20 protein-coding genes are annotated in these 26,663 nt (G+C 44.6%); 10 read left to right on the top strand and 10 right to left on the bottom strand.

What is annotated here, in order from left to right; translation table 11 throughout:
• Window positions 1–15: 15 nt before the first annotated feature.
• The 5 genes from apaG to lptD form a co-directional block, all read right to left on the bottom strand.
• Complete coding sequence (gene apaG, locus OCU90_RS01870; protein ID WP_004735899.1) at window positions 16–396, bottom strand: Co2+/Mg2+ efflux protein ApaG; 381 nt, start codon at window positions 394–396, stop codon at window positions 16–18.
• 82 nt (window positions 397–478) lie between these two features.
• Window positions 479–1,294 (bottom strand): 16S rRNA (adenine(1518)-N(6)/adenine(1519)-N(6))-dimethyltransferase RsmA, encoded by an 816-nt coding sequence (gene rsmA / locus OCU90_RS01875; RefSeq protein WP_004735898.1) that lies wholly within the window; start codon window positions 1,292–1,294, stop codon window positions 479–481.
• Window positions 1,291–2,280, bottom strand: coding sequence for a 4-hydroxythreonine-4-phosphate dehydrogenase PdxA (gene pdxA / locus OCU90_RS01880; RefSeq protein ID WP_061025032.1), 990 nt, complete (start codon window positions 2,278–2,280; stop codon window positions 1,291–1,293). The genes rsmA and pdxA overlap by 4 nt, the downstream gene beginning before the upstream one ends.
• A complete protein-coding gene (gene surA, locus OCU90_RS01885; protein ID WP_061025030.1) occupies window positions 2,270–3,565 on the bottom strand; it encodes a peptidylprolyl isomerase SurA in 1,296 nt (431 codons plus the stop codon). Before surA ends, pdxA begins: the two co-directional genes overlap by 11 nt.
• Window positions 3,566–3,608: 43 nt before the next feature.
• On the bottom strand, window positions 3,609–5,942 hold the full coding sequence (gene lptD, locus OCU90_RS01890; protein WP_061025028.1) for an LPS assembly protein LptD: 2,334 nt from the start codon (window positions 5,940–5,942) through the stop codon (window positions 3,609–3,611).
• Window positions 5,943–6,091: 149 nt separating this feature from the next.
• Between lptD and djlA the strand changes: the two genes are divergently transcribed.
• Together djlA and OCU90_RS01900 are read left to right on the top strand one after the other, a co-directional pair.
• The gene (gene djlA, locus OCU90_RS01895; RefSeq protein ID WP_048618173.1) at window positions 6,092–6,946 is read left to right on the top strand and encodes a co-chaperone DjlA; all 855 of its coding nucleotides are present in this window, start codon (window positions 6,092–6,094) and stop codon (window positions 6,944–6,946) included.
• 58 nt (window positions 6,947–7,004) lie between these two features.
• Window positions 7,005–7,550 (top strand): DUF924 family protein, encoded by a 546-nt coding sequence (locus OCU90_RS01900; RefSeq protein ID WP_061025026.1) that lies wholly within the window; start codon window positions 7,005–7,007, stop codon window positions 7,548–7,550.
• Between the two features lie 101 nt (window positions 7,551–7,651).
• On the opposite strand, the gene OCU90_RS01905 is transcribed toward OCU90_RS01900, so the two are convergent.
• From OCU90_RS01905 to leuA, 5 genes are all read right to left on the bottom strand, one after another.
• Window positions 7,652–8,434 carry a DUF547 domain-containing protein gene (locus OCU90_RS01905; protein ID WP_061025023.1) on the bottom strand — a complete coding sequence of 261 codons (783 nt, stop codon included), beginning with the start codon at window positions 8,432–8,434 and terminating at the stop codon, window positions 7,652–7,654.
• A 194-nt stretch (window positions 8,435–8,628) separates the two neighbouring features.
• Complete coding sequence (gene leuD, locus OCU90_RS01910) at window positions 8,629–9,231, bottom strand: 3-isopropylmalate dehydratase small subunit (RefSeq protein ID WP_061025022.1); 603 nt, start codon at window positions 9,229–9,231, stop codon at window positions 8,629–8,631.
• A gap of 14 nt (window positions 9,232–9,245) precedes the next feature.
• Complete coding sequence (leuC, locus tag OCU90_RS01915; RefSeq protein ID WP_017088769.1) at window positions 9,246–10,658, bottom strand: 3-isopropylmalate dehydratase large subunit; 1,413 nt, start codon at window positions 10,656–10,658, stop codon at window positions 9,246–9,248.
• Window positions 10,659–10,775: 117 nt separating this feature from the next.
• Window positions 10,776–11,867 (bottom strand): 3-isopropylmalate dehydrogenase, encoded by a 1,092-nt coding sequence (gene leuB / locus OCU90_RS01920; RefSeq protein ID WP_004735886.1) that lies wholly within the window; start codon window positions 11,865–11,867, stop codon window positions 10,776–10,778.
• A 97-nt stretch (window positions 11,868–11,964) separates the two neighbouring features.
• A complete protein-coding gene (gene leuA / locus OCU90_RS01925) occupies window positions 11,965–13,512 on the bottom strand; it encodes a 2-isopropylmalate synthase (RefSeq protein WP_004735885.1) in 1,548 nt (515 codons plus the stop codon).
• Between the two features lie 568 nt (window positions 13,513–14,080).
• On the opposite strand from leuA, the gene OCU90_RS01930 reads away from it, so the two are divergent.
• The 8 genes from OCU90_RS01930 (at window position 14,081) to OCU90_RS01965 (ending at window position 26,663) form a co-directional block, all read left to right on the top strand.
• Window positions 14,081–14,740: a TetR/AcrR family transcriptional regulator gene (locus OCU90_RS01930; RefSeq protein WP_017077646.1), complete on the top strand. Its 660-nt coding sequence runs from the start codon at window positions 14,081–14,083 to the stop codon at window positions 14,738–14,740.
• On the top strand, window positions 14,740–16,077 hold the full coding sequence (locus tag OCU90_RS01935) for an efflux RND transporter periplasmic adaptor subunit (RefSeq protein WP_061025021.1): 1,338 nt from the start codon (window positions 14,740–14,742) through the stop codon (window positions 16,075–16,077). The genes OCU90_RS01930 and OCU90_RS01935 overlap by 1 nt, the downstream gene beginning before the upstream one ends.
• Window positions 16,074–19,181, top strand: a complete 3,108-nt coding sequence (locus OCU90_RS01940; protein WP_061025018.1) for an efflux RND transporter permease subunit — start codon at window positions 16,074–16,076, stop codon at window positions 19,179–19,181. Before OCU90_RS01935 ends, OCU90_RS01940 begins: the two co-directional genes overlap by 4 nt.
• Window positions 19,182–19,491: 310 nt before the next feature.
• A complete protein-coding gene (locus OCU90_RS01945) occupies window positions 19,492–20,016 on the top strand; it encodes a phosphatase PAP2 family protein (protein ID WP_004735880.1) in 525 nt (174 codons plus the stop codon).
• Between the two features lie 57 nt (window positions 20,017–20,073).
• The gene (locus tag OCU90_RS01950) at window positions 20,074–21,129 is read left to right on the top strand and encodes an MJ1255/VC2487 family glycosyltransferase (RefSeq protein ID WP_061025015.1); all 1,056 of its coding nucleotides are present in this window, start codon (window positions 20,074–20,076) and stop codon (window positions 21,127–21,129) included.
• A 346-nt stretch (window positions 21,130–21,475) separates the two neighbouring features.
• On the top strand, window positions 21,476–22,435 hold the full coding sequence (leuO, locus tag OCU90_RS01955) for a transcriptional regulator LeuO (RefSeq protein WP_004735878.1): 960 nt from the start codon (window positions 21,476–21,478) through the stop codon (window positions 22,433–22,435).
• 201 nt (window positions 22,436–22,636) lie between these two features.
• On the top strand, window positions 22,637–24,445 hold the full coding sequence (locus tag OCU90_RS01960) for an AMP-dependent synthetase/ligase (protein ID WP_017087010.1): 1,809 nt from the start codon (window positions 22,637–22,639) through the stop codon (window positions 24,443–24,445).
• Between the two features lie 460 nt (window positions 24,446–24,905).
• Window positions 24,906–26,663, top strand: a complete 1,758-nt coding sequence (locus OCU90_RS01965) for an acetolactate synthase 3 large subunit (protein ID WP_004735876.1) — start codon at window positions 24,906–24,908, stop codon at window positions 26,661–26,663.

The following is a 26,663-nucleotide window of genomic DNA, read 5'->3' on the forward strand; positions in this document are numbered from 1 at the left end:
GGTACAGATGTACGGCTAATTAAGAATATTAGGGATCGCGAGTCTAAATGGATCCACTTCAGTTATGAAGTCGATGCCTTTGTTATCTGTCATCACATAATGACCTTGCATAACACCCACAGGAGTTTCGATGACGGTACCACTGGTGTAAGTGTATTCGTCGTTGGCCTCAATCACGGGTTGTTGCCCAACTACGCCATCACCTTCTATGGTGAGTTGTTTGCCGTTGGAGTCGGTAATCAGCCAGCGGCGAGACATGAGTTGAACCGTTGTTTTGCTGAGGTTTTTGATGGTAATGATGTAGGCGAAGACGTAGCGGTTCTTCGTTGGTTCAGATTGTTCCTCTATGTATTTAGAGTGAACCTGACATTTGATACAAGGCGTAGATATATCCATATTCGCACCTTTTGTTGTTGGTATACTTTAAAGTATTACATAAAAAACAGGCTCCTCACCGAAGTGTAGGAGCCTTTTAGAATTATTTGTCAGCGCTGTGAGTGTCGTACAACCAGTTTGCCATGTCGACAAACTGCTCGAGCGTTAAATTCTCAGGACGCATGCCAGGGTTAACACCCAACTCTTCAAGTACTTCCTTGTCGATTAGGCTCTTGTAGCAGTTACGAACCGTTTTACGACGCTGGTTAAAGCCTTCACGACATACACGATCTAGCCATTTCAGATCTTTTGCCGGGTAAGGTAGCACTTCGTATGGCTGCAGGCGTACTACTGCAGAATCTACTTTCGGTGGCGGAACGAAGGCCGTTGGTGGCACTTCTAGCACAGGCGTCACTTTACAGTAGTATTGAGCCATTACCGTAAGACGACCATAAGCTTTAGTACCTGGGCCGGCCGCTAATCGGTTAACCACTTCTTTTTGAAGCATGAAGTGCATGTCTTGCACGTCTTTATGGAACTCAAAAAGGTGGAACATCAATGGTGTCGAGATGTTGTATGGCAAGTTACCGAAAATACGTAGCTTGTTGTTTGGCTTAACAAGTTGTTCGAAATCGAACTTCATTGCATCGCCTTCATAGATCGTTAGCTTATCAGCCAGATCGGGATGGTTGCGAAGACGTTCAGCTAGGTCTCTATCCAATTCGATAACGGTAAATTTATCGACAAGCTTACCCACTGGCTCAGTAATTGCGCCTAGACCAGGACCGATCTCTACCAAGTTTTGACCTGGTAGTGGGTTAATGCTCGATACGATGCCATCAATAATGTATGGATCGTTAAGGAAGTTTTGACCAAAACGTTTACGCGCTTTGTGCCCTAAGTGGACATCATTTCTCATTGCTTTTTCTCTACTAATTCAATGGCGTGCGTGAGCGCTGTTCTAAAGCTCCCTGTATCGGCTTGGCCTTTCCCTGCCAAGTCTAAGGCGGTACCGTGGTCGACTGATGTGCGAATAAACGGTAAGCCAAGCGTGATGTTCACTGAGCGACCAAACCCTTTGTATTTCAATACCGGGAGTACTTGGTCGTGATACATACCTAAAACAGCATCTGCATCTTGCAAATATTTTTCATTAAAGATGGTATCTGCTGGCAATGGGCCAACTAAATTGATGCCATCTTTTTGGCGAATTTTTTCTAGCGTAGGGGTGATGGTTTCTATCTCTTCACGTCCCAAGCAACCATCTTCACCAGCATGTGGATTCAAGCCACATACGTAGATAGTTGGTTTCTCAATAGCAAATTTTTCAACCAAATCTTTATTCAGAATTGCAATAATTTGCTCTAATCTGTCTTCGGTCACTGCTTGAGATACATAAGCTAGTGGGATGTGCGTTGTTACTAGCGCAACACGCAGCCCTTCTGTTGCCAACATCATCACCACCAGTGGTGTATTGGACTTCTCTGCAAAGAACTCGGTATGGCCGCTAAAAGCAACGCCAGCTCGGTTAATTACACCCTTGTGAACAGGGCCGGTGACAATAGCATCAAATTCATCATTCATACAGCCAATTGCTGCGGTTTCTAAAGTATTTAATACGTAATGACCGTTCGCTTCATTGAGTTGGCCAGCTACGGCAGTTTCAGCAAGTGGAACGTGTTTCACAACTAGTGTTCCGGAGCGTTGAGGTTGCTTGGGCGCAGTTGAATCGTAATCCAACAGCTCAACCTCGATCCCTAACATTTCAGCTCGCTTTGCTAGTAGGGTTTTATCGGCACAAACGACGAGCTGATGTGGCCAGCTTTCCTGGGATAAGGCGAGAGTCAAATCTGGCCCAATTCCCGCTGGTTCACCTGCCGTAATGACAAGGCGTTTAGTTGTCATCTTGGTCATCCTCAACCATTTCAACAAAGGCACTTGCTCTTACTTCTTGCAGCCAAGCACCAGCTTCTTCGTTGAACTTACGGTTAAATAGAATTTGGTAAGCTTTGTTTTTCAAAGCTGAATCGGTACGGTCTACTTCTCGACGGTCTAGTACTTCAACAATGTGCCAGCCATGCACGGTTTTAAATGGTGCGCTGATCTTACCTTCAGGTAGCGTTTCTACTTGGTGCTTAAATTCAGGTACATACAAATCCGGTGTTTGGTAGCCTAGTTCACCATCTTGCACTGCAGAGCCTGGATCTTGGCTGTATTGCTGCGCAAGTTCACCAAAGCTCGCTTCACCCGCGTTTACACGACGCGTGATTTCTTCAAGTTGCTCCTTGGCACCGTCGTCACTTAAGATTACGGTCGGTTTAATTAGGATATGACGAGCATTAACTTCCGTCACCGCTACCGTTTCCAAGCCTTTCACATCTTCAATTTTCAGAATATGGAAACCAACGCCGCTTCGGAAAGGACCGATGATGCTGCCTTTATTCTGCATTTTGATTTGGTCTGCAAAAATGGTAGGCATCTCTTCTTTACGCATCCAACCCCAGTCACCACCTTGTAGTGCTTTAGGGCCTTTTGAATAAGTATAAGCCATGGTGCTGAAATCTTTGCCTGAGTTAAGCTCCTCAACCACTTCTTTAGCTTGAGCTTCTAGCTCTTCTTTGGTTTGGTCATCATTAAAGCGAAGTTGGATGTGGCCGATTTTGTATTGAACGGTCGCGTTAGTCTCTTGCGCCAAGATATCCGCAAGGTTATCGACTTCAGCTGGAAGAATGTTGATACGACGACGCACTAAGGCGTTACGCGCTTCACTTGCCGCAATCTCTTTTCTTACTTGTTCGCGAAATGCATTGTAACTAAGGCCTTCTTCAGCAACCGATGCTGTTAATTGTTCTACAGTCTGGTTGTTGTCTTTCGCGATGCCTTCGATTGCTTGATCAAGTCGAGCATCATCGATACGAACCCCAATACGCTCTGCTTCTTGTGTTTGAATGGTATCGATGATCAGCTTTTCAAGCACTTGCTCATTGAGCACGTCTTGCGATGGTAGTGTTTGGCCGTTTTTCTTAGCATTTGCGCGCAGCGTCTTCATTGAAGCATCGATGTCACTTTGTAAGATCACGCCTTCGTTAACGATAACTTTTACGCTGTCTAGTTCTACCGGCGCTGCGTAGCTTACTGATACAGTGCAAGCTGCTGCGATGGCAATTAATGTGCGTTTCCACAATGTCATGTGTAATCCTTTAAATTTACTGATGTTTTATCAGTAAAGAAAATTAGTTGTTTAAGAAGAATGGGCGGCCGTAGCTCAGAGAGTTATCAGAACTACTATCCCCAACAGCGCCAGAGTCAGAGCCGATATTAGTGCCAAAGCCGACAATACCGAAGTTCACACTGAAGTTATTTTCATATTCAGGCGTAGTATTTGGGTCACTAATGTTATTTGTTAAACGGTTACTATAGGTAAAGCCGATGTACCAACAATCCGATTTATAGTTTAACCGAGCTAACCACTCGAGATTCTCTTGTGTCGTCAAATCATAGAAATATTGAGCACTGGTATTCCATTTCGGTGAAATTTGGTAAGCGCCAAGTAAGCCTGCTTGAGAGATACCATCTCTTGTTATTGATGATACGTCAAAATCAACCGTTTCATTTATGTATTCTTCTGTAACGTAGCGATAGTTGGTTTGTATGTAACCACCACCAAAACGGTATTCAATAGTACTGTTTGCTAGCTGCATAGCCGAAGTGTCGATATCGTATTGCACGCCACCATGGTAGAACAGGTAATCATCGTAGTTGAAGTCCATTTCAATAGCCCAAGAAGAATAATTAGTTTTAGCATCAGAACCTTCACTACTCAGGGTTTGCTTTGTATCTTTATCAAAATAGAATATTTGACCAAATGATATATTTAGGCGTTCTTTGTATTCGTCATCAAAGAAACGAGAGGATGCGCCGTAACTCACTTGGTTTGCCGCTGCGATGCGATCTACACCACTGTATTTACGACTTCTGAACAGGCCGTAGTAATCAGTCTGCAGTAGTGTTGTATCGTAAAGGCCAATATCACTTTGATCTTCTTCTGGAACATACAAGTATTGGACTTGCGGCTCTAGTGTTTGAGTATAGTTGCCAACAATAGTGGTATCTCGTTCTAGTACGACACCCGCATGGCTTCTAAATTCAGGGATCACGCGACTTACTGATTCTTCCAAGCCTTCATAATCAGATCCTGCGCCTGTATCAACACCATCAAGATCTTGTTGGTAATACGTACCAAGTAAGCGAGCTTCTGTTGTCCATGTTCCCCATGTATTGCCTACCGGGATTGTAATTCCAGGTTCTACATGAATACGATTCGCAGAGGGTTTTCCACTTGCGTCGGTATCAAACATTGAGACATGGCTGATCATGTCAAAGTCTAAATATTCCATCACTTCAGGAGCATAATAGTTATACTCAAGTTGCGGCATTAGGCGATAAGGTAGATTGTTACTCGTAGTAAGAACTTGGAAATCTCGCACAAGTACAGAAGCATCCCAGTTCTGTGAACGGTATGTCGCTCGGCCTTCTTGAAGCAATTGACCATCTTCACGGTTACCAATACCAGAACTTAGATCGGTAAAGTAATCAATATCGCTGACTTTTGAGTAGTCGACTTCAAACAACCATGATTCCTGGAATATCCCTGAATGCTGTAGTTGAGCCCCCCAACGGTCGCCTTTCTCGGAGTATTTTTTGTCATCCGGTAAATATTCAGACTCGATACTACCTGAGCCAAAATCGCTCAAGTAACGGAATTTACTGTTAAGTTGGGTACCACGCTCTTGCATGTACTTGAAGGTAGTTTCCAAATCGTAGTTTGGCGCTAAGTTCCAGTAAACGGGGATTTCAGCTTCAAAGCCATCACTTGAACCGTATGAAACCGTTGGGTACAAGAAACCAGTTTTACGTGTGTCGCCGACAGGTACCGTTAAGTAGGGTAAGTAAAAGACGGGAACACTCTGGATTTCAAAACGTGGATTATAAAAGGTGGCTTGTTCTTCGTCTTGGTCGACACTGATGCTTGATGCTCTTAGGCGCCAAGCATTGTCGCCAATAGGGCAAGAGGTGATCGAACCATCTTCGATCTCATAAACCGCTTTACCTGTCTTCGATACATATACAGCATTTCCTCGGCCTGGTTCGCAAAGAAATTCGTAGTCAGTATTTTCTAGCGTCATTTCATCGGTCGTCAGATTGTTGGTTGCTCTGTCTGACACTGATTTGATTTGACCATCACTAAAGTTTACGTTGCCTTCAGCTACAACGATATTTTCTTGTTGGTGTAAGGTCACATTATCGGCAAGGATGGTCTTGTTCCCTTGCGTAACTCTTACGTCACCCGAATATATTGCCTTGTCACCATTGATAGCTTCTAAGCGATCTGACTCAACATGAGCGGGTAGCTGTGTCTCGTTTTCTGCAGCGGGCTCGATCAAGCATTGATCTATAGAGGGCATTTCCTGCACACTACTATCGGTGATTGTTTCAGCTTGAGTTGTCGACACGTATAATGCCGTACTTATAGACGCGGCTAACAAGGTGCGGGAAAAAGATTGCATGAAGTTGAACTATCCTGTGTCACTAGATGAAGGGTTGATCTAGTATCAATCCAATTAATAAAGCATTTTCCTTATGATAAAGGAAATATTAGCATTCAGCATCATCAGACAGCGTTACTCAGATAAAATTCATAGATAGAGAACACATAATGCAAATATTTGGCAAAATTTTGGGCGCGTTTTTTGGCTTTTTATTTGGAGGGCCGCTCGGTTTAGTTTTTGGTCTGTTTTTAGGGCATCAATTTGATAAGGCTCGACGTTTAAGCCAATCGGGCTTCAATAGCTCTGGTTTTGGCCGAGGTCCAAGCCAAGCTGAAAGACAAAACGAGTTTTTCAAATCTGCTTTTGCGGTTATGGGACACGTTGCTAAAGCTAAGGGGCAGGTTACACCAGAAGAGATTCAGCTCGCTTCTACAATGATGGAGCGTATGAACCTGCATGGCGAACAACGTAAAGCGGCTCAAGATGCTTTCCGTGACGGCAAAGAGAGTGACTTCCCGTTAAGCGATGTGCTTGAGCGTGTGAAAATCTCATCGGGTGGTCGTTTTGACCTTCTGCAGTTTTTTCTGGAGCTACAAGTGTCCGCAGCATTTGCCGATGGCAGCTTGCACCCGAGTGAACGCCAAGTTCTGCATAAGATAGCGCAAGGCCTTGGATTTTCGGCAGAGCAGCTAGAACGCCGCTTGCAGATGCAAGAAGCAGCGTTCCGTTTCCAACAGCAAGGTGGAAGCTTTGGTGGCCATCAAGGGCATGGACAATCATCAGGTTGGCAACAAGCTTCACAACAGAATCAGCTTGGCGACGCATATAAGGTTCTCGGTGTGAGTGAAAGTGCCGACGGTAAAGAGGTGAAGAAAGCTTACCGCAAGCTGATGAATGAGCATCATCCAGACAAATTGATGGCAAAGGGCTTACCGCCTGAAATGATGAATGTTGCGAAAGAGAAATCGCAAGAAATTCAGAACGCTTATGATCTGATAAAGAAAGTCAAAGGTTTTAAGTAATTGAATATAGACCGAGTCATGATATTAAATGACTCGGTTTTTTATTAAAGGGAATTATATGACGGTAACGTATCAGGATGTTCTAGAGTTTTGGTTCGATGAACTGACGCCAAAAGACTGGTTTACTGGCGGTGAAGAGATCGATACTTTGATTGAGTCTCGTTTTGCTAAACTGCACAAAGCCGCTATCCAAGGTGAGCTATTTGAATGGCGACAAAATGCAGAAGGGCGCTTGGCTGAAATTATCGTGCTTGATCAGTTTTCTCGAAATATGGGTCGAAACAGTCCAGTAGCATTTTTGGCTGATCCTATGGCGTTGGTTTTAGCGCAAGAGGCGGTAGCGGGTGGTTTTGATCACCAGCTTAACGAGCAACAAAAAAGCTTCCTGTATATGCCTTATATGCACAGTGAATCTTTGTTGGTTCATGAACAAGCCGTGGAGCTCTTTTCTCAAACGGGATTAGAACATAATCTTGATTTTGAGTTTAAGCACAAGGTCATCATTGAGCGGTTTGGTCGCTATCCGCACCGCAATGAAGTGTTAGGGCGAGCTTCGACTCCCGAAGAAATTGAATTCTTACAGCAACCGGGCTCAAGCTTTTAATCGTAGAAATACGGTCAAAGAATTGAGAAGAGGCTAGAGGTTAATAAAAACCTCTCGCCTCTTTTTTTGTTTAGCTTAATTCATGAGCTTTAACGTTAAAACTAGTTTGCTTGGTTAAGCGACCAATCATAGTCATAACTGGTTTTTTCAGTGTTCGTCACCGGCTTTGTTCGATACTGGTCTAAGTGTTGAATGAGTTGTTTCTCTGTACCAAAATCCACAGCAAACCATTCGTAAATCGATGATAGTTGGAGTTTGTTGTTTCCAATCAACACGCCCTTATCGCTATTTACAAAATCACTAGCAGCTTGTTCCAACAAGGCTGCAGTGTTGTCAGAGGTAAAAGCTTCAGGCTGCAAGTTAGGGCATCCCAAACTCGCACAATTCACTGCATAATGCGTACGTGGATCTTGCCAAATCGGTCTTAAGATTCGATGTTCAATATCATTGAGTGTTAGCGACTTCCCATTTACCTTCACTACATCATCTCCCCACGGTCCAAAACTAAACAGTCCGCCGAGCTTGGTGATGGATTTTATTGGGTAAGCATCGAGAATTAGATCGACAGTCACGGCGTTATATAAATTAACCCAGTAGGCATACTGTTCCGCTTTTGAATAGTCGAGTGGATTCAACTGTTCTAGTCTCTTGATGTACTGCTTGAGCTTTGCCTTATCTGCAGCGCTAACCGCTTGATAGCGAACTAGGGTGTTTTGCCCTTGTTTAATTAAGTAGCTATCGATAAATTGCTGCCAGTCTTGATGAGATACCTGTTCTTGATTGGTTTCATTACTTTGGTTCCAGTATGGCCAAAGATCAGATTTAGGCGCAGACCAAGCTAAGGTTGAGAAAAGTAGGCTGACAATAAAAAGTAGTTGTTTCATGGCATTCTCCTGATGACTGACTACTAAGACCTTATGCTTTACGATTTTCTTTCATAGCTCTTCAGTTAAATAGCGGAACTGCTCTAAATAAAGGGCTGAGCTTAATAAGCACATTAAGTTAAGCTAAAAGCTCAGCCAAATAAAAAAGGTTGGCACTAGGCCAACCTTTTATATGTACACAAAACTGTGTGATGCTATTTCAGGAAGCTAGGAATCTTAGCTTCAAACTCTGAAATTTTATCTGCGTGTTGAAGCGTTAGGCCGATGTTATCTAGGCCATTCAGCAAGCAGTGACGACGGAACTCATCAATTTCAAACGAGTATTCTTTTCCATTGGCAGCGACTTTTAGTGCTTCAAGATCAACTGTAATTTCTGCGCCTTCGTTTGCTTCAACGAACTGGAAGATTTCATCAACTTCCTGCTCTGTAAGACGAACAGGAACCATCTGGTTATTGATCGAGTTACCGTAAAAAATGTCTGCAAAGCTTGGCGCGATCATCACTTGAATACCGTAATCGGCAAGCGCCCAAGGTGCATGTTCACGAGATGAACCACAACCAAAGTTTTCACGAGCTAGGAGAATTGAAGCGCCTTTATAACGTGGGGCGTTCATTACAAACTCAGGGTTTGGCTGTTGGCCTGCGTCATCAAGGAAGCGCCAATCGTGGAACAAGTGCTTACCAAATCCAATACGGTTCACTTTCTGTAGAAACTGCTTTGGAATGATCGCATCAGTATCGATGTTGGCCGTATCTAGAGGAACGACTAATCCGGTGTGTTGTTGAAAACCTGACATGTTAAATCCTCTAATTAAAGTTCACGAATATCGACAAAGTGACCAGCGATTGCCGCTGCGGCTGCCATTGCTGGGCTAACTAGGTGCGTACGACCATCACGGCCTTGGCGACCTTCAAAGTTACGGTTTGATGTAGAAGCACAGCGCTCTTGTGGACCTAAACGGTCATTGTTCATAGCAAGACACATAGAGCAACCCGGTAGGCGCCATTCAAAACCTGCTTCGATAAAGATCTTATCTAGGCCTTCAGCTTCAGCTTGCGCTTTTACTTGCTCAGAGCCTGGAACGATCAATGCTTGAACATGTTCCGCTACTTGGCGGCCTTTCGCTACTGCTGCTGCTGCGCGCATGTCTTCGATACGAGAGTTAGTACAAGAACCAACAAACACTTTATCGACGTTGTAATCAGATAAAGATTTACCCGCTTCAAGTCCCATGTAAGCTAGCGCTTTTTCAGCCGATGCTTTTTCAACAGGGTCTGCGAAGCTTTCTGGCGCAGGGATTGGTGTGTCTACTGAGATCACCTGACCTGGGTTAGTACCCCAAGTGACTTGTGGTTTGATGTCAGCCGCTTCTAGCGTTACAACAGCATCGAACTCTGCATCAGCATCGGTTTTCAATGTGTTCCAGTATTCAATTGCCGCTTCTAAGTCTTCGCCTTGTGGAGAGAACTTACGACCTTTGATGTATTCGTATGTTGTTGCATCTGGAGCAATTAGACCCGCTTTAGCACCAAGCTCGATCGCCATGTTACATACCGTCATACGACCTTCCATTGTAAGGTCGGTAATCGCCTCACCACAGAATTCAACCACGTAGCCTGTACCGCCAGCCGCCGTTGTCTTGCCGATGATCGCCAGTACGATATCTTTTGCTGTAATACCTTCCGCTACTTGACCTTTGACTTCAATCTTCATGGTTTTAGCGCGAGCTTGTTTTAGTGTTTGCGTTGCTAGAACGTGCTCAACTTCTGAAGTACCGATACCGAATGCCAATGAACCAAATGCACCGTGTGTAGCCGTGTGTGAGTCACCACATACGATGGTCATGCCCGGTAGCGTAATACCTAGCTCAGGGCCCATTACGTGCACAATACCTTGGTATTTGTGGTTTAAGTCGTAAAGCGTGACACCAAACTCTTCACAGTTCTTCGATAGCGTTTCCATTTGGATACGAGCCATCTCGCCAGAAGCGTTGATGTCTTTAGTTTGTGTCGATACGTTGTGGTCCATGGTCGCAAAAGTTTTACCTACTTGGCGAACTTTACGGCCTTTTTCACGCAGGCCATCAAAGGCTTGTGGCGACGTTACTTCGTGGACTAAGTGGCGATCGATATAAAGAATAGGCGTTTCGCCCTTCGCTGCAACCGCAACGTGAGCGTCATAAACTTTTTCGTATAAGGTTTTTGCTTGCTGGTTTGTCGACATAGCTTTTCTTCCTTGGGAGCATCAGTCCCAGTGTTTGTTTCTAGCCAAGTCATGCTATTTAAGCTGACTTGGCTTGATATTATTCTTATGTACTTGCTTCTAATCTAAGCATCTAGCTTATGAAGCTAAGATGTACTCAGCGATCTTGTCACCCATTTCAGAGGTAGTCAGCGCTTGATTTTTGCCTGCAAGGTCAGCGGTTAGCTCGCCTGCAGAAAGTGCTTTAGATACCGCTGTTTCGATATCTTGAGCTGCGGCTTCTTCGCCTAGGCTGTAACGAAGCATTAGCGCTGCAGAAAGAATTTGCGCGACTGGGTTCGCGATGTTCTTGCCTGCAATATCTGGAGCGCTGCCACCTGCAGGTTCGTATAGGCCGAAGTTACTTTCGTTCAAGCTTGCAGAAGGAAGCATACCCATAGAACCCGTGATCATTGCGCACTCATCAGAGATGATGTCACCGAAGATGTTTGAACATAGCATTACGTCAAACTGAGATGGATCTTTGATTAACTGCATGGTCGCGTTGTCGATGTACATGTGGTTTAGCGTGACATCTGGGTAGTCTTTCGAGATTTCTTCAACCACTTCACGCCATAAGATAGAGCTCTGAAGAACGTTCGCTTTATCTATTGAGTACACGTTTTTGTTACGTAGACGAGCAGATTCAAAAGCAATCTTCGCAATACGTTCGATTTCGTAACGGTGGTAAACCTCAGTATCAAACGCTTTTTCAGTTGCGCCTTCGCCTTCACGGCCTTTAGGTTGGCCGAAGTAGATGCCGCCAGTTAATTCACGAACAACAACGATGTCGAAACCATTACCTGAAATGTCAGCACGCAAAGGAGAGAAAGACTCTAAACCTTTGTGGATTTGTGCAGGACGTAGGTTACAGAACAGTTGGAAGTGCTTACGCAGAGGAAGTAGGGCACCACGTTCTGGTTGATCGTTTGGTGGAAGGTGTTCCCACTTAGGACCGCCAACCGAGCCGAAAAGTACCGCGTCAGATTCTTCACAACCTGTTACTGTCGCTTCTGGAAGTGGACAGCCGTGGTTATCAATTGCGATACCACCAACATCATACTCTTCACGAGAAAAGCTAATCGCGTGCTTCTTTTCGATTGCGTCTAGCACTTTGTGTGCTTGCTGCATTACTTCTGGGCCAATGCCATCACCAGGTAGTACGGCAATCTTGTATGATTTATCAGTCATGTTAATCCTTTAATTCTTGTTACTGAGCTAGTTGGCTCGTTTTAAATTTTGTCCCTAAAGCCAACAACAGCGGCTCTAGGGCTCTGTTATTGGGTGCTTAAACTGTCGCGATTCTTTGCTGCTTCATTTCAGCGATGGTGTCTGCACGTTGAATGCTATTGATAACGTGCAATAGCGCTTGACCAGAAGCTTCAACGATATCCGTTGAAACGCCCGTACCGTGGTACTTACGGCCTTTATAGTTCGCAATAATATCGGCTTGACCTAAGCCATCTTCGCCTTCGCCTTTCGCGGTCAGGTCGAATTTATCCAATGCAATTTCGTAACCAGTTAAGCGGTAGATACATTGGTATAAAGCATCTACAGGGCCGTTACCGACAGCCGCTTCGCATTTCTCTTCATCACCACATTGCAGTTTGATGCTGGTGGTAGACATAACACTACCAGATTGTACGCTCAGGTAGTTAAGTTTATAGAAGTCATCTTCGTCGCGTAGGTTCGCGAAATGCATTAATGCTTCTAAGTCGTAATCGAATACTTGGCCTTTACGGTCAGCCAGCTTCAAGAAGTCTTCGTACAATGAATCTAGGTTGTATTCGTTGTCTTTGTAGCCCATCGCGTCCATGTGGCTCTTAACTGCCGCTCGGCCACTACGGCTTGTTAGGTTCAATGCCTTGTTCTTCAAGCCGATAGACTCAGGCGTCATGATCTCGTAAGTGTTCTTGTTCTTAAGCATGCCATCTTGGTGAATACCTGAAGAGTGGCTGAATGCGTTAGCACCGACGATTGCCTTGTTGTCTTGAATTGGCATGTGGCAAAGCTGGCTAACCAACTTACTGGTGCGGTGAATCTCTTTATGATCCAAGCCGGTGTGAACACCCAAAAGCTCTTGACGAGTTTTGATGATCATTGCGATTTCTTCTAAAGAACAGTTACCTGCACGTTCGCCAATACCATTGATTGTGCCTTCAATTTGACGAGCGCCCGCTTGCACAGCAGCAATTGAGTTTGCAACCGACATACCTAAGTCATCGTGACAGTGAACAGAGATGATCGCTTGGTCGATGTTGGGTACGCGATCGAATAGCGTTTTGATAATGCCACCAAACTCATTCGGTACTGTATAGCCAACGGTGTCTGGAATATTGATGGTTTTTGCGCCAGCGTTAATCGCGGCTTCAACCATACGACATAGGTTGTCGATAGGGGTACGACCGGCATCTTCACATGAGAACTCAACATCGTCAGTGTAGTTACGCGCGTGTTTGACGGCTTTCACTGCCATCTCGACAACATCGTCGTAGCTGCGGCGTAATTTGTCTTGTACGTGAACCGTCGATGTAGAGATGAAGGTATGAATACGGAACTGGTCAGCAACTTTAAGCGCTTCTGCAGCGGCGTCGATATCTTTCGCTACGGCACGAGAAAGTGCACAAATACGGCTGTCTTTGATGTGTTTAGCGATGGTTTGTACAGACTCAAAATCACCTGGCGAAGAGATAGGGAAGCCAGCTTCGATAACATCGACACCCAGTCTCTCAAGAGCATAAGCGATCTGTAACTTCTCTTTTACCGTAAGGCTTGCAGCCAATGCTTGCTCGCCGTCACGTAAGGTAGTATCAAAAATTATTACTTGATCGTTCATGGGTGCTTCCTTATATCGATAATGAATCGATTGCTATCCAAATTATTATTAAGAATGATGTTCTTTTAAAAGTGCCAGTTACAAAAAAACCCGCTCAGTGCGGGTTTTAATATTTGTGTAGTTCTTGACCCACAACTTACCCGCGCGATTGGTTCACGATAAGGAGAAGTTTCAGCAGTAGAGAAGAAGAAAAAATCATTACACAAATATCCGTAAATAAACTGTTAACACCATATTTACCGCAATTTATTCTGAGCGTCAAACAAGAAAATCCAATATCAGCGTACATTAGCAGTGTTTTGGTTTCGTTAGTGCTGTTTTTTGTTCTTTAATTGGCTAAATCGACTGATTGGTGGTTTTGTATTGGCGGGTTAGTTTATCGTTTGGTCGATGTGTAGGTTAAAACTTTGTAGTAAATCTTTTTGATGGAACGATTCACCAAAAAAATTACAAGCGTGACCCAGTTAATTAATCACTTGATTAAATAGTGAGTAATTAATCTTCTACTGTTACGCCTGTTTATCTCTATAATTAATCGGATGATTAATTATAGAGATGGATTTTGGCCATGACGGCACGAAAAGCGGGGCGACCTCAACAGAACTTAGATGTTCGACAGTTATTGATTGAGCATGCTCGCGATCTGTTTGTTGTTCAGCCATACGACAAGGTCTCGACACGTCTGATTGCTGATCGTGCGGGTGTGAACATTGCGATGATCCGTTATTACTTTGGCAGTAAGGCTGGGTTATTTGAGGCGATGCTACGTGAAACCCTACGACCGATGCAATTGCAGATGCAAAGGTTGGTTGAAGAAAGCAGTCATGAGAACTTTCTTGATCTAATGCGGACTTACTACAAAGAGATGGTCAAGGTCCCCAAGTTTCCACGCTTGATTGCCCAAGTAATGAATATGCCTCCCTCTGAAGTGCAAAGAGAGTTGCTCGAAAAGGTTTTCCTCGATGTGGCCAAGCCAGCCCAAGATGTCATTTTTGAAAAGTTGGTGGCACAAGGTGTCTTAAGAAAAGAGATGGATCCCAAGCTCTGTCGCGTGTCGTATATAAGTTTGATGGTATTTCCATTTATTGCGCCGCCCCCTCTATTAGCAATCCATGGTATTGAGATTAATGAAGAATTTCTTAACCGTTTAATCGAACACAACATTCAATTGATGACAGAAGGCTTTATAAACACGCCTAGCCCTTCTTCCGTGCAGGACCAAAGATAATGAAAATAAATAAAAAACTACTCTTCTTTCCGGCACTTGCGGTTGGTGTCATTGGCCTTGTGGTTGCGATTAACTTGAAGCCGGATCTTCCAACCAAGCCCGCGGGTGATAGAGCTCGCTTAGTTGACACAGTAAGCCTAAAGCAACAGCTGATAGCACCGTTAGCGGTTGGCTTTGGCAAAGTGGTGCCGAAAGTCGAATGGAAAGCGATTGCCGAGGTGACTGGACAGATCGTTTATCGTCATCCGGATCTTGAGAAAGGTCAGGTGATCCCTGCGGGAACGGTTGTGCTCAAGGTTGATCCATTGGATTACGAATTGAAACTGATACAAGCAGAGGCGGATCTAAAATCAAGCCAAACCTCATTAGCAAAATTGAATCAAGAAGAAGACAACCTGAATCAGACTCTTAAGATCGAAAAGAATCGCTTAGTGATCAGCAACAAAGAGCTACAACGTAAACAAGATCTGCGTAAGAAAGGGCTGACTTCTCAATCGGATGTCGACCTGCAACAACAAAGTGCACTGTCTCAACAGAAGCTAGTGTTGGATATCGCGAACCAAATCGCTTTAATGCCAGATGAAAAACGTGTTGCGGAAGCGGTGATTAAGGTCAATGTATCTAAAGTGAAAGAGGCGCAGCGCTCTCTCGATAAGACCACCATCATTTTGCCAAGAGCGATGCGAATTGCCCAGGTTGATATCGAACAAAACCAAGTGGTTAACCTTCAGCAAGAGATGTTTGTTGCTCACGGAATTGATGTCATGGAAGTGGAGGCGCAACTTTCTATTCACGATATGCAAACTTTAGCCTCGAGCTTTAATCAATTCCCTCGCGATGCTGCAGGTATCCCTAATCCTTATGAAGCGCCAATCAAAGCGACGATTCAACTTAACAGCGGCAACCTGAAACTGAGTTGGCCTGCGAAGGTGGCAAGAATCAGTGAGACGGTTGATGAAAACCAAGCGACAGCAGGAATTATTCTCGAGATCGCTCAAGACTATTCACAACTGCAGCCAAGCAATGCGACCCCTTTGGTCAACGGCATGTTTGTAAAAGCTGAGATTGAAGGTGTAGCCAATCTGAGTTGGGTGGTTCCTGAGCGAGCACTGCACGGTGATAAGGTTTACCTGATGGATGACAATCAGCGCTTGCAAGTGGTGAATGTTGAAGTGCTTTATCGCAGAGACAATCAAGTGGTTGTGAGTGGCGAGCTACAAACTGGAGATAAACTGGTTCTCAATGATGTTCTGCCAGCAATTGAAGGCATGTTACTGAAAGAGTCGAACTCTGAAGAGGCCAAGCTTGAATCGGATACTCAGGAGAGTGCGTCATGATCAAGTTCTTTTCTAGGCACCCAACAGCGGCAAACTTGTTGATGCTTGGGTTATTGATCATGGGTATAAGCTCATTATCAACCATCAAGCGTGAAACCTTCCCCGCTTATGATCCGCCTTACATTATGGCTGCCATCGTTTATCCCGGTGCATCACCACAAGAAGTGGAAGAAAGCTTGTGTGTACGAATGGAAGATGCCGTCGATGGCCTAGCTAACATTGAAGAGACTCAGTGTGAAGCCATCGAAGGTAGCGCACGTCTAATCCTGAAGTTGAATGAGAAAGCGGATATCGGTCGAATGCTGGTGGATGTGCAAACTCAAATCAACTCGATCAATGATTTCCCAACTGAGATTGAATCGCCTGTTGTTCAAGAACTGGATTGGAATGAACCGGTTGTTGATATCGCCATCACAGCAGAAACATCGTGGCCGGAGCTTAAGGCCTACGCTGAAGACCTCAAGCGTATCATGAAGCTTGATTATGATGTTTCACTGGTCGATGTTAGCGGCTTCTCTGATCATCAATACCGCGTTGAACTGGATACTCAAGCGATTCGCCAGCTGGGTTTGAGTGTCGGTGATATCGCAGACCAGATTGGCCGTCAGAATGTAAAACTGCCAAGCGGTAACGTTGAAACACCAGACAAGAATTTTTTGATTCGTTTTGATGAAAGACGAATTACACCGGTTGAGCTTGAAAGTATCGTGGTTGGATCTGCGCCCAATGGCTCTGTGATCCGTTTGAGGGACATTGCAAAAATAACCGACCGCTTTGAGCTTGATGAACAGAAGGTGTTGTTTGATGGCAAGCCATCGGCTCTGTTGAAAATCAGTAAGAATAAAGAAGATGATGCGTTACGAATCAAAGAGAACGTAACACGATTCGTTGAAGATCAAAGCGCGATTGCTCCTGATGGCGTGACACTACAAATGACCAACGATCTCTCGTCGGTACTTTGGGATCGCCTTACCATGATGGTTCGCAATGGCTGGCAAGGTATTGTGCTGGTATTTGCCACCATGTGGTTGTTCTTCAGTTTGCGTTATTCATTCTGGGTAGCTGCTGGCCTGCCGGTAGCCTTCCTTGGTGGTTTGTTCTTGATGGTTAACCTTGGTTTATCGATTAACATCATGTCATTGGTTGGCTTGCTAATGGCGATTGGTATCATGATGGATGACGCCATCGTGATTGCTGAATCGATAGCGTCCCATTTAGATCGGGGGCAAAACGTTGATGATGCGGTGTACAATGGCGTTAAGAAAGTGCTTCCCGGAGTCTTATCTTCTTTCTTAACTACAGTGTGTATTTTCGGTAGCTTGCTGTTTCTTGATGGGGAAATGGGCGCGGTGCTTAAGGCTGTTCCTCAAGTATTGATATTAGTGCTCTCGTTGAGCTTGATTGAAGCCTTCCTGATTCTGCCTAATCATTTGTCTCATTCATTACACAAAGAAAAGAATGACAAGCCAGCGCTGCGCTTCAAAGTTGTGTTGTTAGAGAAGTTTGAGAACTTTCGTAATACCACCTTGATGAACATGGTTGAGAAAGTGGTGACATTCCGCTACGCCTTTATGGGGGGAGTGCTGACCCTGCTGTTGCTTTCGGTAGCCTTGATTGCTGGTGGCGTTGTTAAGTTCCAACCTTTCCCTGAGCTTGATGGTGATATTGCCGAGGCGCGTATCATTCTTCCGCCGGGCGCATCATTGTCTCAAACCGAGAGAGTCGTAGACAAAATTGTCGCGTCGGCTGAGCGTTTGAACAAGCAATGGAGCGAAGAGGTTGAGGATGGTAATAAATTGGTTGAGCATATCACCAGCCAATTCAATGCCAACGCAGACGCCAATGAATCAGGCCCACACTTAGCCACTGTGCGCCTAGACTTACGCGGTGCAGAGAGCCGTAACACGGTTATCGATGATTTCATCAATGCATGGCGTGAAGATATCGGCGATTTGGCTGATCCTATCTCGCTGGTTTTTAAACAACCGACGATGGGGCCGGGTGGCCGTGCTATCGAGATCCGTGCCAAGCATGATGATCTGGCTGAATTGAAGTCTGCTTCTCTGGAGATTCAGGAATACCTCAATCAGTTTGACGGGGTGCATGGTGTACTTGATGACATGCGCATGGGTAAAGAAGAGATCTTAGTCAAGCTGCGCCCTGGAGCCGAAACCTACAATGTGAATGGGCAGATGATTGCGTCTCAGTTACGTGCAGCCTTTTTTGGACAAACAGCAGACGAGATTCAAATCGGTGTTGAGAACATCTCGATTGAGGTGCGTCTTAATAAGGAGCAAGCGGGCGACATACAGCAGCTGGCTAACTTCCCTATCATTACCGCAGATGGCAGTCAGATCCCGCTAGCAACCTTGGCTACACTAGATTTCCAACGTAACTACGTGCGAATTCAACGTATTGATGGGCTGAGAACCATCAGTATCTTTGGTGATATTGATAATAAGAAAGCGAGTTCATCCGCGATTTTGGCTCAGTTCCAAAAAGATGAAGCCGCCAAACTTATTCAGAAGTACCCGGGCTTACGCTTTGATTTCGAAGGGGAAGCCAAAGATGCAGCTAAGACTGGAGCCTCGATGGGCAAAGGCTTCTTGCTCGGCCTATTCGGCGTGTTTGCGATTCTTAGTTATCAGTTCAGAAGCTATTTAGAGCCTGTGGTCGTGATGTTAGCGATTCCACTCGCCTTTATTGGAGTGGTCGTTGGGCACTGGATACTTGGACACGCTTTGAGTATGCCAAGCATGATGGGCTTTGTATCGCTTGCCGGGATTGTGGTCAATGATTCCATTTTGTTGGTGCAGTACATTCGTCACCATGTCGATGAGGGAGATAGCGTGCATGACTCGGTGGTGAAAGCCAGTCGCGAGCGTTTCCGAGCGGTATTTTTGACCTCAATGACGACTGCAGCTGGTTTGCTCCCGCTGTTGACGGAAACCAGCTTGCAGGCTCAGGTTATCCAGCCATTGGTTATTTCGATTGTGTTTGGCATATTTGCCTCGACCTTACTGGTGCTGTTTATGATCCCTGCGGCCTACGCGATACTGGCGGACTTTGGTTTAGTGAAAAAGCATGAGCCATTAGCGCTATAATTTTTAGTGCTATAACCTTTAGCGCTATTATCATTAGTGAGCACTATTATCATTAGCGAACGCTATAACCATTAACACGATAGAAGTAGCGTTTGCTTGCTTATATAAAGAAGTAAAAACGTAGAAGAATAAAGCGGCCTTGGGTCGCTTTATTTTTATCTGCAGTTTCTAGCCCCCCCCCCATCAGCTTGCTAGCGAAAGCGGTCAATTCGCCTCAAAATTCATTTTAGTTCATTCAAAACGTCACTTAACTGTCATTTCAGGAGCATAACTTGAGCCTTAACTGAATAAGGATTGTTAAGGAGATTGTATGCGTACTATCGAACCTATTGTCCGCTGGGATGTGGCATTTTCTGTTTTCTGTTTAAAGAGCCGTTATAGCGGACAACAGGCGACACTCAGTAAGGCGGTGTCTCATACTGGAGATGGACACCTTTACGTTTTGATTGCTTTGGTTGCACTACTGGCTGACAGTTACACCGGTCGAGATTTTCTATTGGTGGGCTTAACTGCCTTTGCAATCGAGTTACCTATTTACTGGTTTGCCAAAAATACCCTCAAGCGTCGCAGACCCGCTGAATTCTCTTCATTGCTTTACTCCCATATTGTGCCATCTGATAAATACAGCCTGCCTTCTGGGCATTCCGCTGCGGCTTTTGTTATGGCGACTCTAATCGGACATTTCTATCCGAGCTTATATCTCTTTAGCCTGATTTGGGCGGCAGCGATTGCTGGCTCTCGAATCCTACTTGGTGTGCACTTTTTAACGGACGTACTGATTGGCGCAGCCTTGGGCATAGCTTGTACTAGCCTTGCTATCAGCTTCATCCTGTAATCATTTTGTTGGCAACAACCACAGCCGAGCTTAAGTGGCAAACATAAAGGAACATGCATGAAAATTTTATATGGCGTACAAGGCACAGGGAATGGGCACATCGCTCGAGCGAGGGCAATGGCTGTGGCTTTTCGTCAGCAAAATATCGATGTCGACTTTCTGTTCTCTGGGCGAGACGAGAGCAAGTACTTCTCGATGGAAGCGTTTGGTAATTATCAGACCCGCAGCGGCTTAACTTTTTACAGCGAGCAGGGGCAGGTTAAATACGGCAAGACATTCATCAAGAACAACATCTGGCGATTTCTCAGTGAGATTAATCAGATCGATTTGACGCCTTATGACTTAGTGTTGAATGACTTTGAGCCTGTGACTGCATGGGCAGCTAAGAGGCAAGGTGTGCCATGCATTGGCATAAGCCACCAGAATGCGTTCCGCTACGATGTACCTAAAGAAGGGGGCAACTGGATTGAACATTCGGTGATTCAACATTTCGCCCCAACTGAGCACTCGATTGGTTTGCATTGGTATCACTTTGAACAACCGATACTGCCGCCTATCGTTCACACGCTGGCTGGTGATCAACAAACAAAAGCAGCACAAAACTTTACGTTGGTCTATTTGCCGTTTGAGGATCTTGAGTCGATCTCCGAGCTGCTGATGAAGTTCATTTCGCACAACTTTGTCTGTTACCACCCAGATGTTATTGAGCATAGCCGAGTCGAAAATATTGAGTTCAAACCACTGAGTCATGCCGGTTTCCAATTCGACCTCAATCAATGCTCTGGTGTAGTGGCCAATGGCGGCTTTGAATTGCCATCTGAAGCCTTAACTTTGGGGAAGAAATTGCTTCTTAAGCCACTCGAAGGGCAGTTCGAACAACAGAGTAATGTGGCGACGCTAGAGGCTCTTGGGTTAGCTCAAACTATGAGCTTTTTAGACGCGGCTACCTTGCGTGGTTGGCTCGGTGAAAAACAGGCAGAAGTGGTCACTTATCCCGACGTGGCAAGTGCACTTGTTGAGTGGGTGTTAGCGGGCAATTGGTCCAACCAAGATGACTTGAGAAAGCAACTTTGGGACAAGGTAGATTTTCCTAGTTATGCATCGCTCACTTAACTCATAAGTGTTATTTCTGAATCAACTAGCCAAACAATTCATGGGTTCAATAAATTGTAACAAATGTAACCAAACGATAGAACAGCTAAATAAGTCGAAATGAAACTCATAAGTGATGCATTTTATGTTTTTTTATAACTCTATAAATAACTGATTTTTAGATGTTATTTAATCATTAAGGTAAAATAAAATTATTCTTTATCAATCTTGTTGGTAGCTCGAGATTTATTGGTTAATAGTAATGGTAATCCGAAAAACATCGGTCTGATAAATATAAGAATTAGTGGTTATCTATTCCTATACCATTACCAATTTAACGCTGTCGAACCGACAAGAGGCAACTTGAATGTTAGAGAAAAAAGACGCAATGAGTGCTATTGCAAGCTACAGAATGGAAAGCACACTTCGTGGAGTCGACTTAAATCTTTTGACTGTATTTGATGCAGTTATGCAAGAGCAAAACATTACACGTGCAGCTCATAATCTGGGTATGTCTCAGCCTGCTGTAAGTAACGCTGTTGCTCGTCTAAAAGTGATGTTTAACGACGAACTATTCATGCGTCAAGGTCGTGGTATTCAGCCGACTCAACGTGCTCGTCAGTTGTTTGGTCCAATCCGCCAAGCACTACAGTTAGTACGCAATGAACTGCCAAGTTCTGTGTTCTCTCCAGAGTCGTCTTCTCGTCTGTTCAAACTTGCGATTTGTAGCCCTTGTGACATGCGTTTTGCACCTAAGATCATGTCGACAATCAACGACCAAGCACCGAGCGTTAAACTGCACATGGATGCAGAATTCGATCGTCAACTTTCTGAGCGTATGCGCTACCAAGAAATCGACTTCGTTATTGATTACGCTCGTTTTGATGAGCAGGGCTTTTCAAGCACTGAGATCTTCCAAGACGAATTAGTTGTTGTTGCTTCTGCTTCTCACCCACGTATCAACGGTGAAGTTTCAGCGGCAGAGCTGCTTAACGAAAAGCACGCAAAACTGTCTCGCATCCATGGTCAACGCAGCTTCTCGGAGCAAGCTTACCGTGATCTAGATTGCACGCCTTTCTACGAAGGTACGAGCTTAAGCAACGTACTTTACGTTGTTGGTCAATCTGAGCTTGTGACGATTGCACCTCGTTGGATGGTTGAGCATGCAGCGAACAAAGATCAGCTTCAGATTTTAGATTTCCCATTCGATAATGCGGCAATTTCTGGCTTCCTAAGCTGGCACGAATCAAGTGAAAAGGATAAAGGACACATTTGGTTACGAGATCAGTTAATGATGATCTGTGGCGAAGTCGTGGCGCTTAACTAAGCACTAATCCCTATGATTTGTAAGCCCTAAGCTGGGAGTCTGGCTTGGGGCTTTTTTGTACCTGCTATTTTTGTTGATAGAAAACTTAGCGTGAGACGTACTATTACTTATAACTTTGAGCTTCATCAGTTGCCTTTTCCATGATCAGAGGTACACTTGTGCGCTCAAAAAAGCTTACAGGTGTAAGCCAAAGGTAAAGAGATGGCCAATTTAGATTTTCATATCGTAAAAAGACTTCGTGACCAAATTGCCCAAGGCGGCAACCGTACAGCTTTGAAGCATAAAGTCGACAATGTATGGCAAGGTATTAGCTGGGAACAGTTTGGACAACAAATCGATACGCTTTCATTAGCACTGTTGGCTAACGGACTGAGAGTTCAGGATAAGATCGGTATCTTTTCGAACAATATGCCTCAGTGGACTGTGGCAGATTTTGCATCTTTACAAGCGCGTCTTGTAACGGTACCAATCTACCCAACCAACACAGCGGCGCAGTCTTCTTACATTATCCAAAATGCAGATGTGAAGATCTTATTCGTTGGCGAGCAAGCTCAATTTGATGCGGCGGTTAGCCTTTTTGAAGAGTGTGAACAGCTAGAAGTTGTTGTGGCGATGTCTGATGATATCGATCTGCAAGGACATCGCTTTGCCGTCTCTTGGAAAGAATTCATGGCTCGTGGTGTTGAAGATCAGCAAGCTGAACTTGATGTTCGTCTTGCGGATGCCTGTATGGATGACTTACTGACGCTTATCTATACCTCTGGTACAACAGGCCAGCCAAAAGGCGTAATGCTTGATTACACGAACGTTGGCTATCAACTAAAAGGCCATGATGAGCGCCTTAGCTTAAGCAAAGACGACGTCTCATTGTGTTTCTTACCTTTATCACATGTATTTGAGCGTGCTTGGACTTTCTATGTCCTTTATAAAGGCGCAACCAACTGTTACCTGCAAGACACAATGCAAGTGCGTGATGCGCTGAGTGATGTTAAGCCAACGGTTATGTCTGCAGTTCCTCGTTTCTACGAGAAGATATTCTCAGCGATTCACGAGAAAGTATCTAAAGCACCGTTTATCCGTAAAGTCCTCTTTACTTGGGCGGTGAACATGGGAGCGAAGCTTTCTGTTTGTCACCAAGAAGGTCGCACACCATCATTCATGCTGAAGAAGAGCCATGCGCTTGCCGATAAGCTTGTGTTATCTAAACTGCGAGCTCTGTTAGGCGGTAATATCAACTTCATGCCATGTGGTGGCGCGAAGCTTGATGAAACCATTGGTCGCTTCTTCCACGCGATTGGTATCAACGTAAAACTTGGCTACGGCATGACAGAAACCACGGCAACAGTATCGTGCTGGGATGACCGTTGTTTTAACCCTGATTCGATTGGTATGTCGATGCCGGGCGCTGAAGTAAAAATTGGTGCTAAGGACGAGATTCTTGTTCGTGGTCCAATGGTGATGCGTGGCTACTACAAGATGCCAGAAGAGACAGCTAAGACGTTTGACGAGCACGGTTTCCTAAAGACTGGTGATGCGGGACATTTTGATGAAAATGGTAACCTGTTCATTACTGATCGTATTAAAGAATTGATGAAGACCTCTGGCGGTAAGTACATTGCACCGCAAGTGGTTGAAGGCGCGATTGGTAAAGATCACTTTATCGAACAGATTGCCGTTATCGCTGATACACGTAAATTCGTTTCTGCGCTGATCGTTCCTTGTTATGACTCGCTAGAAGAGTATGCCAAAGAGCTGAATATCAAGTATCACGACCGTGTTGAGCTTGTTAAGCACCACCAGATTGTCGAGATGCTAGAGAAGCGCGTGAATGACTTGCAGCAAGAGTTGGCTAAGTTTGAGCAAGTGAAGAAATTCAAGTTGCTGCCAAAAGCATTCTCTATGGATGATGGCGAACTGACACCTACTCAAAAATTGCGTCGTAAAGTTATCAACGATAAGTATCAAGACGAAATCGAAGAAATGTACAATGAAAAGCCTAAAGATAAGTAGTTTTCTGCTTAGATAAATTTTCAGTTGTTTAAAAATCCCCCTACGAATGTGATTGCATTTTTAGGGGGATTTTTTATGCCTGCTGACACAGCACAATGTGCGAAAGCGCACACCAATAAGGGCGTAATTAATCGATAAATCGTGATTCATTTGAATATTAAGCTCTTTTTTTTAGGTGTTAATTGGTTTTTAAATCTAACTATTGGGTTTGGTTTGGGTTTTATTTGATGCTTTCAGCTAATAGTTGGTTTTTTGACGTAATTATCGGATAACAGGTGTTAGACCAGATGATAATAAAGCGTTAAAGTTGTTTCGTATTACTGTTTGTTGTTATCACGACAGACAGCCATAGCCGAAAAAGTGGAAGTATTTCGAATTAGGCTACGAATAAGCCCTAGACTATGAAAAACCAGCCCAACATGTTCACCAAATATGGTTGGAAACTGGTGAGGAGAGCAATATGACAACAAAACCTGAAACAGCCATGTCATCCGGCGCTGAAATGTTATCCGGCGCTGAGATGGTGGTGCAGTCTCTAATTGAAGAGGGTGTAGAACAAATCTTTGGTTACCCAGGTGGTTCTGTACTTGATATCTATGATGCGCTGCATGCTAAAACTGCTGAAATTAAACACGTATTAGTACGACACGAACAAGCCGCTACCCACATGGCAGATGGCTATACTCGTTCTACCGGTAAGCCGGGCGTAGTACTTGTGTGTTCTGGTCCGGGTGCGACCAATACCGTTACTGGTATTGCCACCGCCTACATGGACTCAATTCCAATGATAGTTATTTCTGGTAACGTACCAAATAGCTTAATTGGTAATGACGCCTTCCAAGAGTGTGACATCGTGGGTGTATCCCGTCCGATCGTTAAACACAGCTTCCTCGTTAAGAAAGCGGAAGATATCCCTGAAGTCGTTAAAAAAGCATTCTATATTTCAACGACAGGACGTCCTGGTCCTGTGGTTATTGATCTGCCAAAAGACATCTTAAACCCACAAATCAAGCTTCCTTATGAATACCCAGAAACGATCAAAATGCGTTCGTATAACCCAACGGTTACGGGTCATAAAGGTCAGATCAAAAAGGCGCTAAAAGCCCTTCTTGAAGCGAAGAAGCCGGTACTTTATGTCGGTGGTGGTGCAGTTATTTCTGAGGCAGATAAGCCGCTGTTAAAATTAGCAGAGGCACTGAATTTACCCGTGGTAAGCACCCTAATGGGGCTTGGCGCTTTCCCTGGTACCCATAAGAACTCTTTGGGTATGTTGGGCATGCATGGTTTGTATGAAGCCAATATGGCGATGCACAATGCGGACTTGATCTTTGGTATTGGCGTACGTTTCGATGATCGAACCACCAATAACCTAGATAAGTACTGCCCTGATGCGAAGATCATGCACATTGATATCGACCCATCTTCTATCTCTAAGAACGTTAAAGTGGATCTACCGATTGTAGGTTCAGCGGAAAAAGTACTAGAGAGCATGGTTAACCTGCTTATTGAGCAAGGTGGAACTAACGATGCAGACGCGATGGAAAGCTGGTGGAGTGAAATTAAACAGTGGCAAGAGCGTGACTGCTTGGCATATGACAAAACGTCTGGTCGTATTAAGCCACAACAAGTTATTGAAACACTTCATAAAGTAACCAATGGCGATGCCTATGTTGCTTCTGATGTAGGTCAACACCAAATGTTTGCTGCTTTGTACTACCCGTTTGACAAGCCACGCCGTTGGATTAACTCTGGTGGTCTAGGCACGATGGGCTTTGGCCTACCTGCTGGTATGGGCGTTAAGTTTGCGAAACCTGATGAAGAAGTTGTGATTGTTACTGGTGACGGCAGTATTCAAATGAATATCCAAGAGCTGTCGACTGCGCTGCAATACAATATTCCCGTTAAGATTATTAACCTTAACAACCGTTTCTTAGGCATGGTAAAACAGTGGCAAGACATTGTTTATCAAGGTCGTTACTCTAATTCATATATGGACTCTGTTCCTGATTTTGCTGCGATTGCTGAGGCTTATGGCCACGTTGGCATGCGTATTTCATCTCCGGATGAACTGGAATCAGGTTTGGAAAAAGCACTGGCGATGAAAGACCGTTTGGTATTTGTCGATATCAGTGTGGATGACACCGAGCACGTATACCCAATGCAGATCAAAGGCGAGGGTATGGATAACATGTGGCTAAGCAAAACGGAGAGAACATAA

Origin of the sequence: Vibrio splendidus (assembly GCF_024347615.1) — a bacterium.
Lineage (GTDB): Bacteria > Pseudomonadota > Gammaproteobacteria > Enterobacterales > Vibrionaceae > Vibrio > Vibrio splendidus.

Coding starts and splice junctions, on each gene's coding strand:
- apaG (WP_004735899.1), bottom strand. CDS start 396: ATGGATATATCTACGCCTTGTATCAAATGTCAGGTTCACTCTAAATAC.
- rsmA (WP_004735898.1), bottom strand. CDS start 1,294: ATGAGAAATGATGTCCACTTAGGGCACAAAGCGCGTAAACGTTTTGGT.
- pdxA (WP_061025032.1), bottom strand. CDS start 2,280: ATGACAACTAAACGCCTTGTCATTACGGCAGGTGAACCAGCGGGAATT.
- surA (WP_061025030.1), bottom strand. CDS start 3,565: ATGACATTGTGGAAACGCACATTAATTGCCATCGCAGCAGCTTGCACT.
- lptD (WP_061025028.1), bottom strand. CDS start 5,942: ATGCAATCTTTTTCCCGCACCTTGTTAGCCGCGTCTATAAGTACGGCA.
- djlA (WP_048618173.1), top strand. CDS start 6,092: ATGCAAATATTTGGCAAAATTTTGGGCGCGTTTTTTGGCTTTTTATTT.
- OCU90_RS01900 (WP_061025026.1), top strand. CDS start 7,005: ATGACGGTAACGTATCAGGATGTTCTAGAGTTTTGGTTCGATGAACTG.
- OCU90_RS01905 (WP_061025023.1), bottom strand. CDS start 8,434: ATGAAACAACTACTTTTTATTGTCAGCCTACTTTTCTCAACCTTAGCT.
- leuD (WP_061025022.1), bottom strand. CDS start 9,231: ATGTCAGGTTTTCAACAACACACCGGATTAGTCGTTCCTCTAGATACG.
- leuC (WP_017088769.1), bottom strand. CDS start 10,658: ATGTCGACAAACCAGCAAGCAAAAACCTTATACGAAAAAGTTTATGAC.
- leuB (WP_004735886.1), bottom strand. CDS start 11,867: ATGACTGATAAATCATACAAGATTGCCGTACTACCTGGTGATGGCATT.
- leuA (WP_004735885.1), bottom strand. CDS start 13,512: ATGAACGATCAAGTAATAATTTTTGATACTACCTTACGTGACGGCGAG.
- OCU90_RS01930 (WP_017077646.1), top strand. CDS start 14,081: ATGACGGCACGAAAAGCGGGGCGACCTCAACAGAACTTAGATGTTCGA.
- OCU90_RS01935 (WP_061025021.1), top strand. CDS start 14,740: ATGAAAATAAATAAAAAACTACTCTTCTTTCCGGCACTTGCGGTTGGT.
- OCU90_RS01940 (WP_061025018.1), top strand. CDS start 16,074: ATGATCAAGTTCTTTTCTAGGCACCCAACAGCGGCAAACTTGTTGATG.
- OCU90_RS01945 (WP_004735880.1), top strand. CDS start 19,492: ATGCGTACTATCGAACCTATTGTCCGCTGGGATGTGGCATTTTCTGTT.
- OCU90_RS01950 (WP_061025015.1), top strand. CDS start 20,074: ATGAAAATTTTATATGGCGTACAAGGCACAGGGAATGGGCACATCGCT.
- leuO (WP_004735878.1), top strand. CDS start 21,476: ATGTTAGAGAAAAAAGACGCAATGAGTGCTATTGCAAGCTACAGAATG.
- OCU90_RS01960 (WP_017087010.1), top strand. CDS start 22,637: ATGGCCAATTTAGATTTTCATATCGTAAAAAGACTTCGTGACCAAATT.
- OCU90_RS01965 (WP_004735876.1), top strand. CDS start 24,906: ATGACAACAAAACCTGAAACAGCCATGTCATCCGGCGCTGAAATGTTA.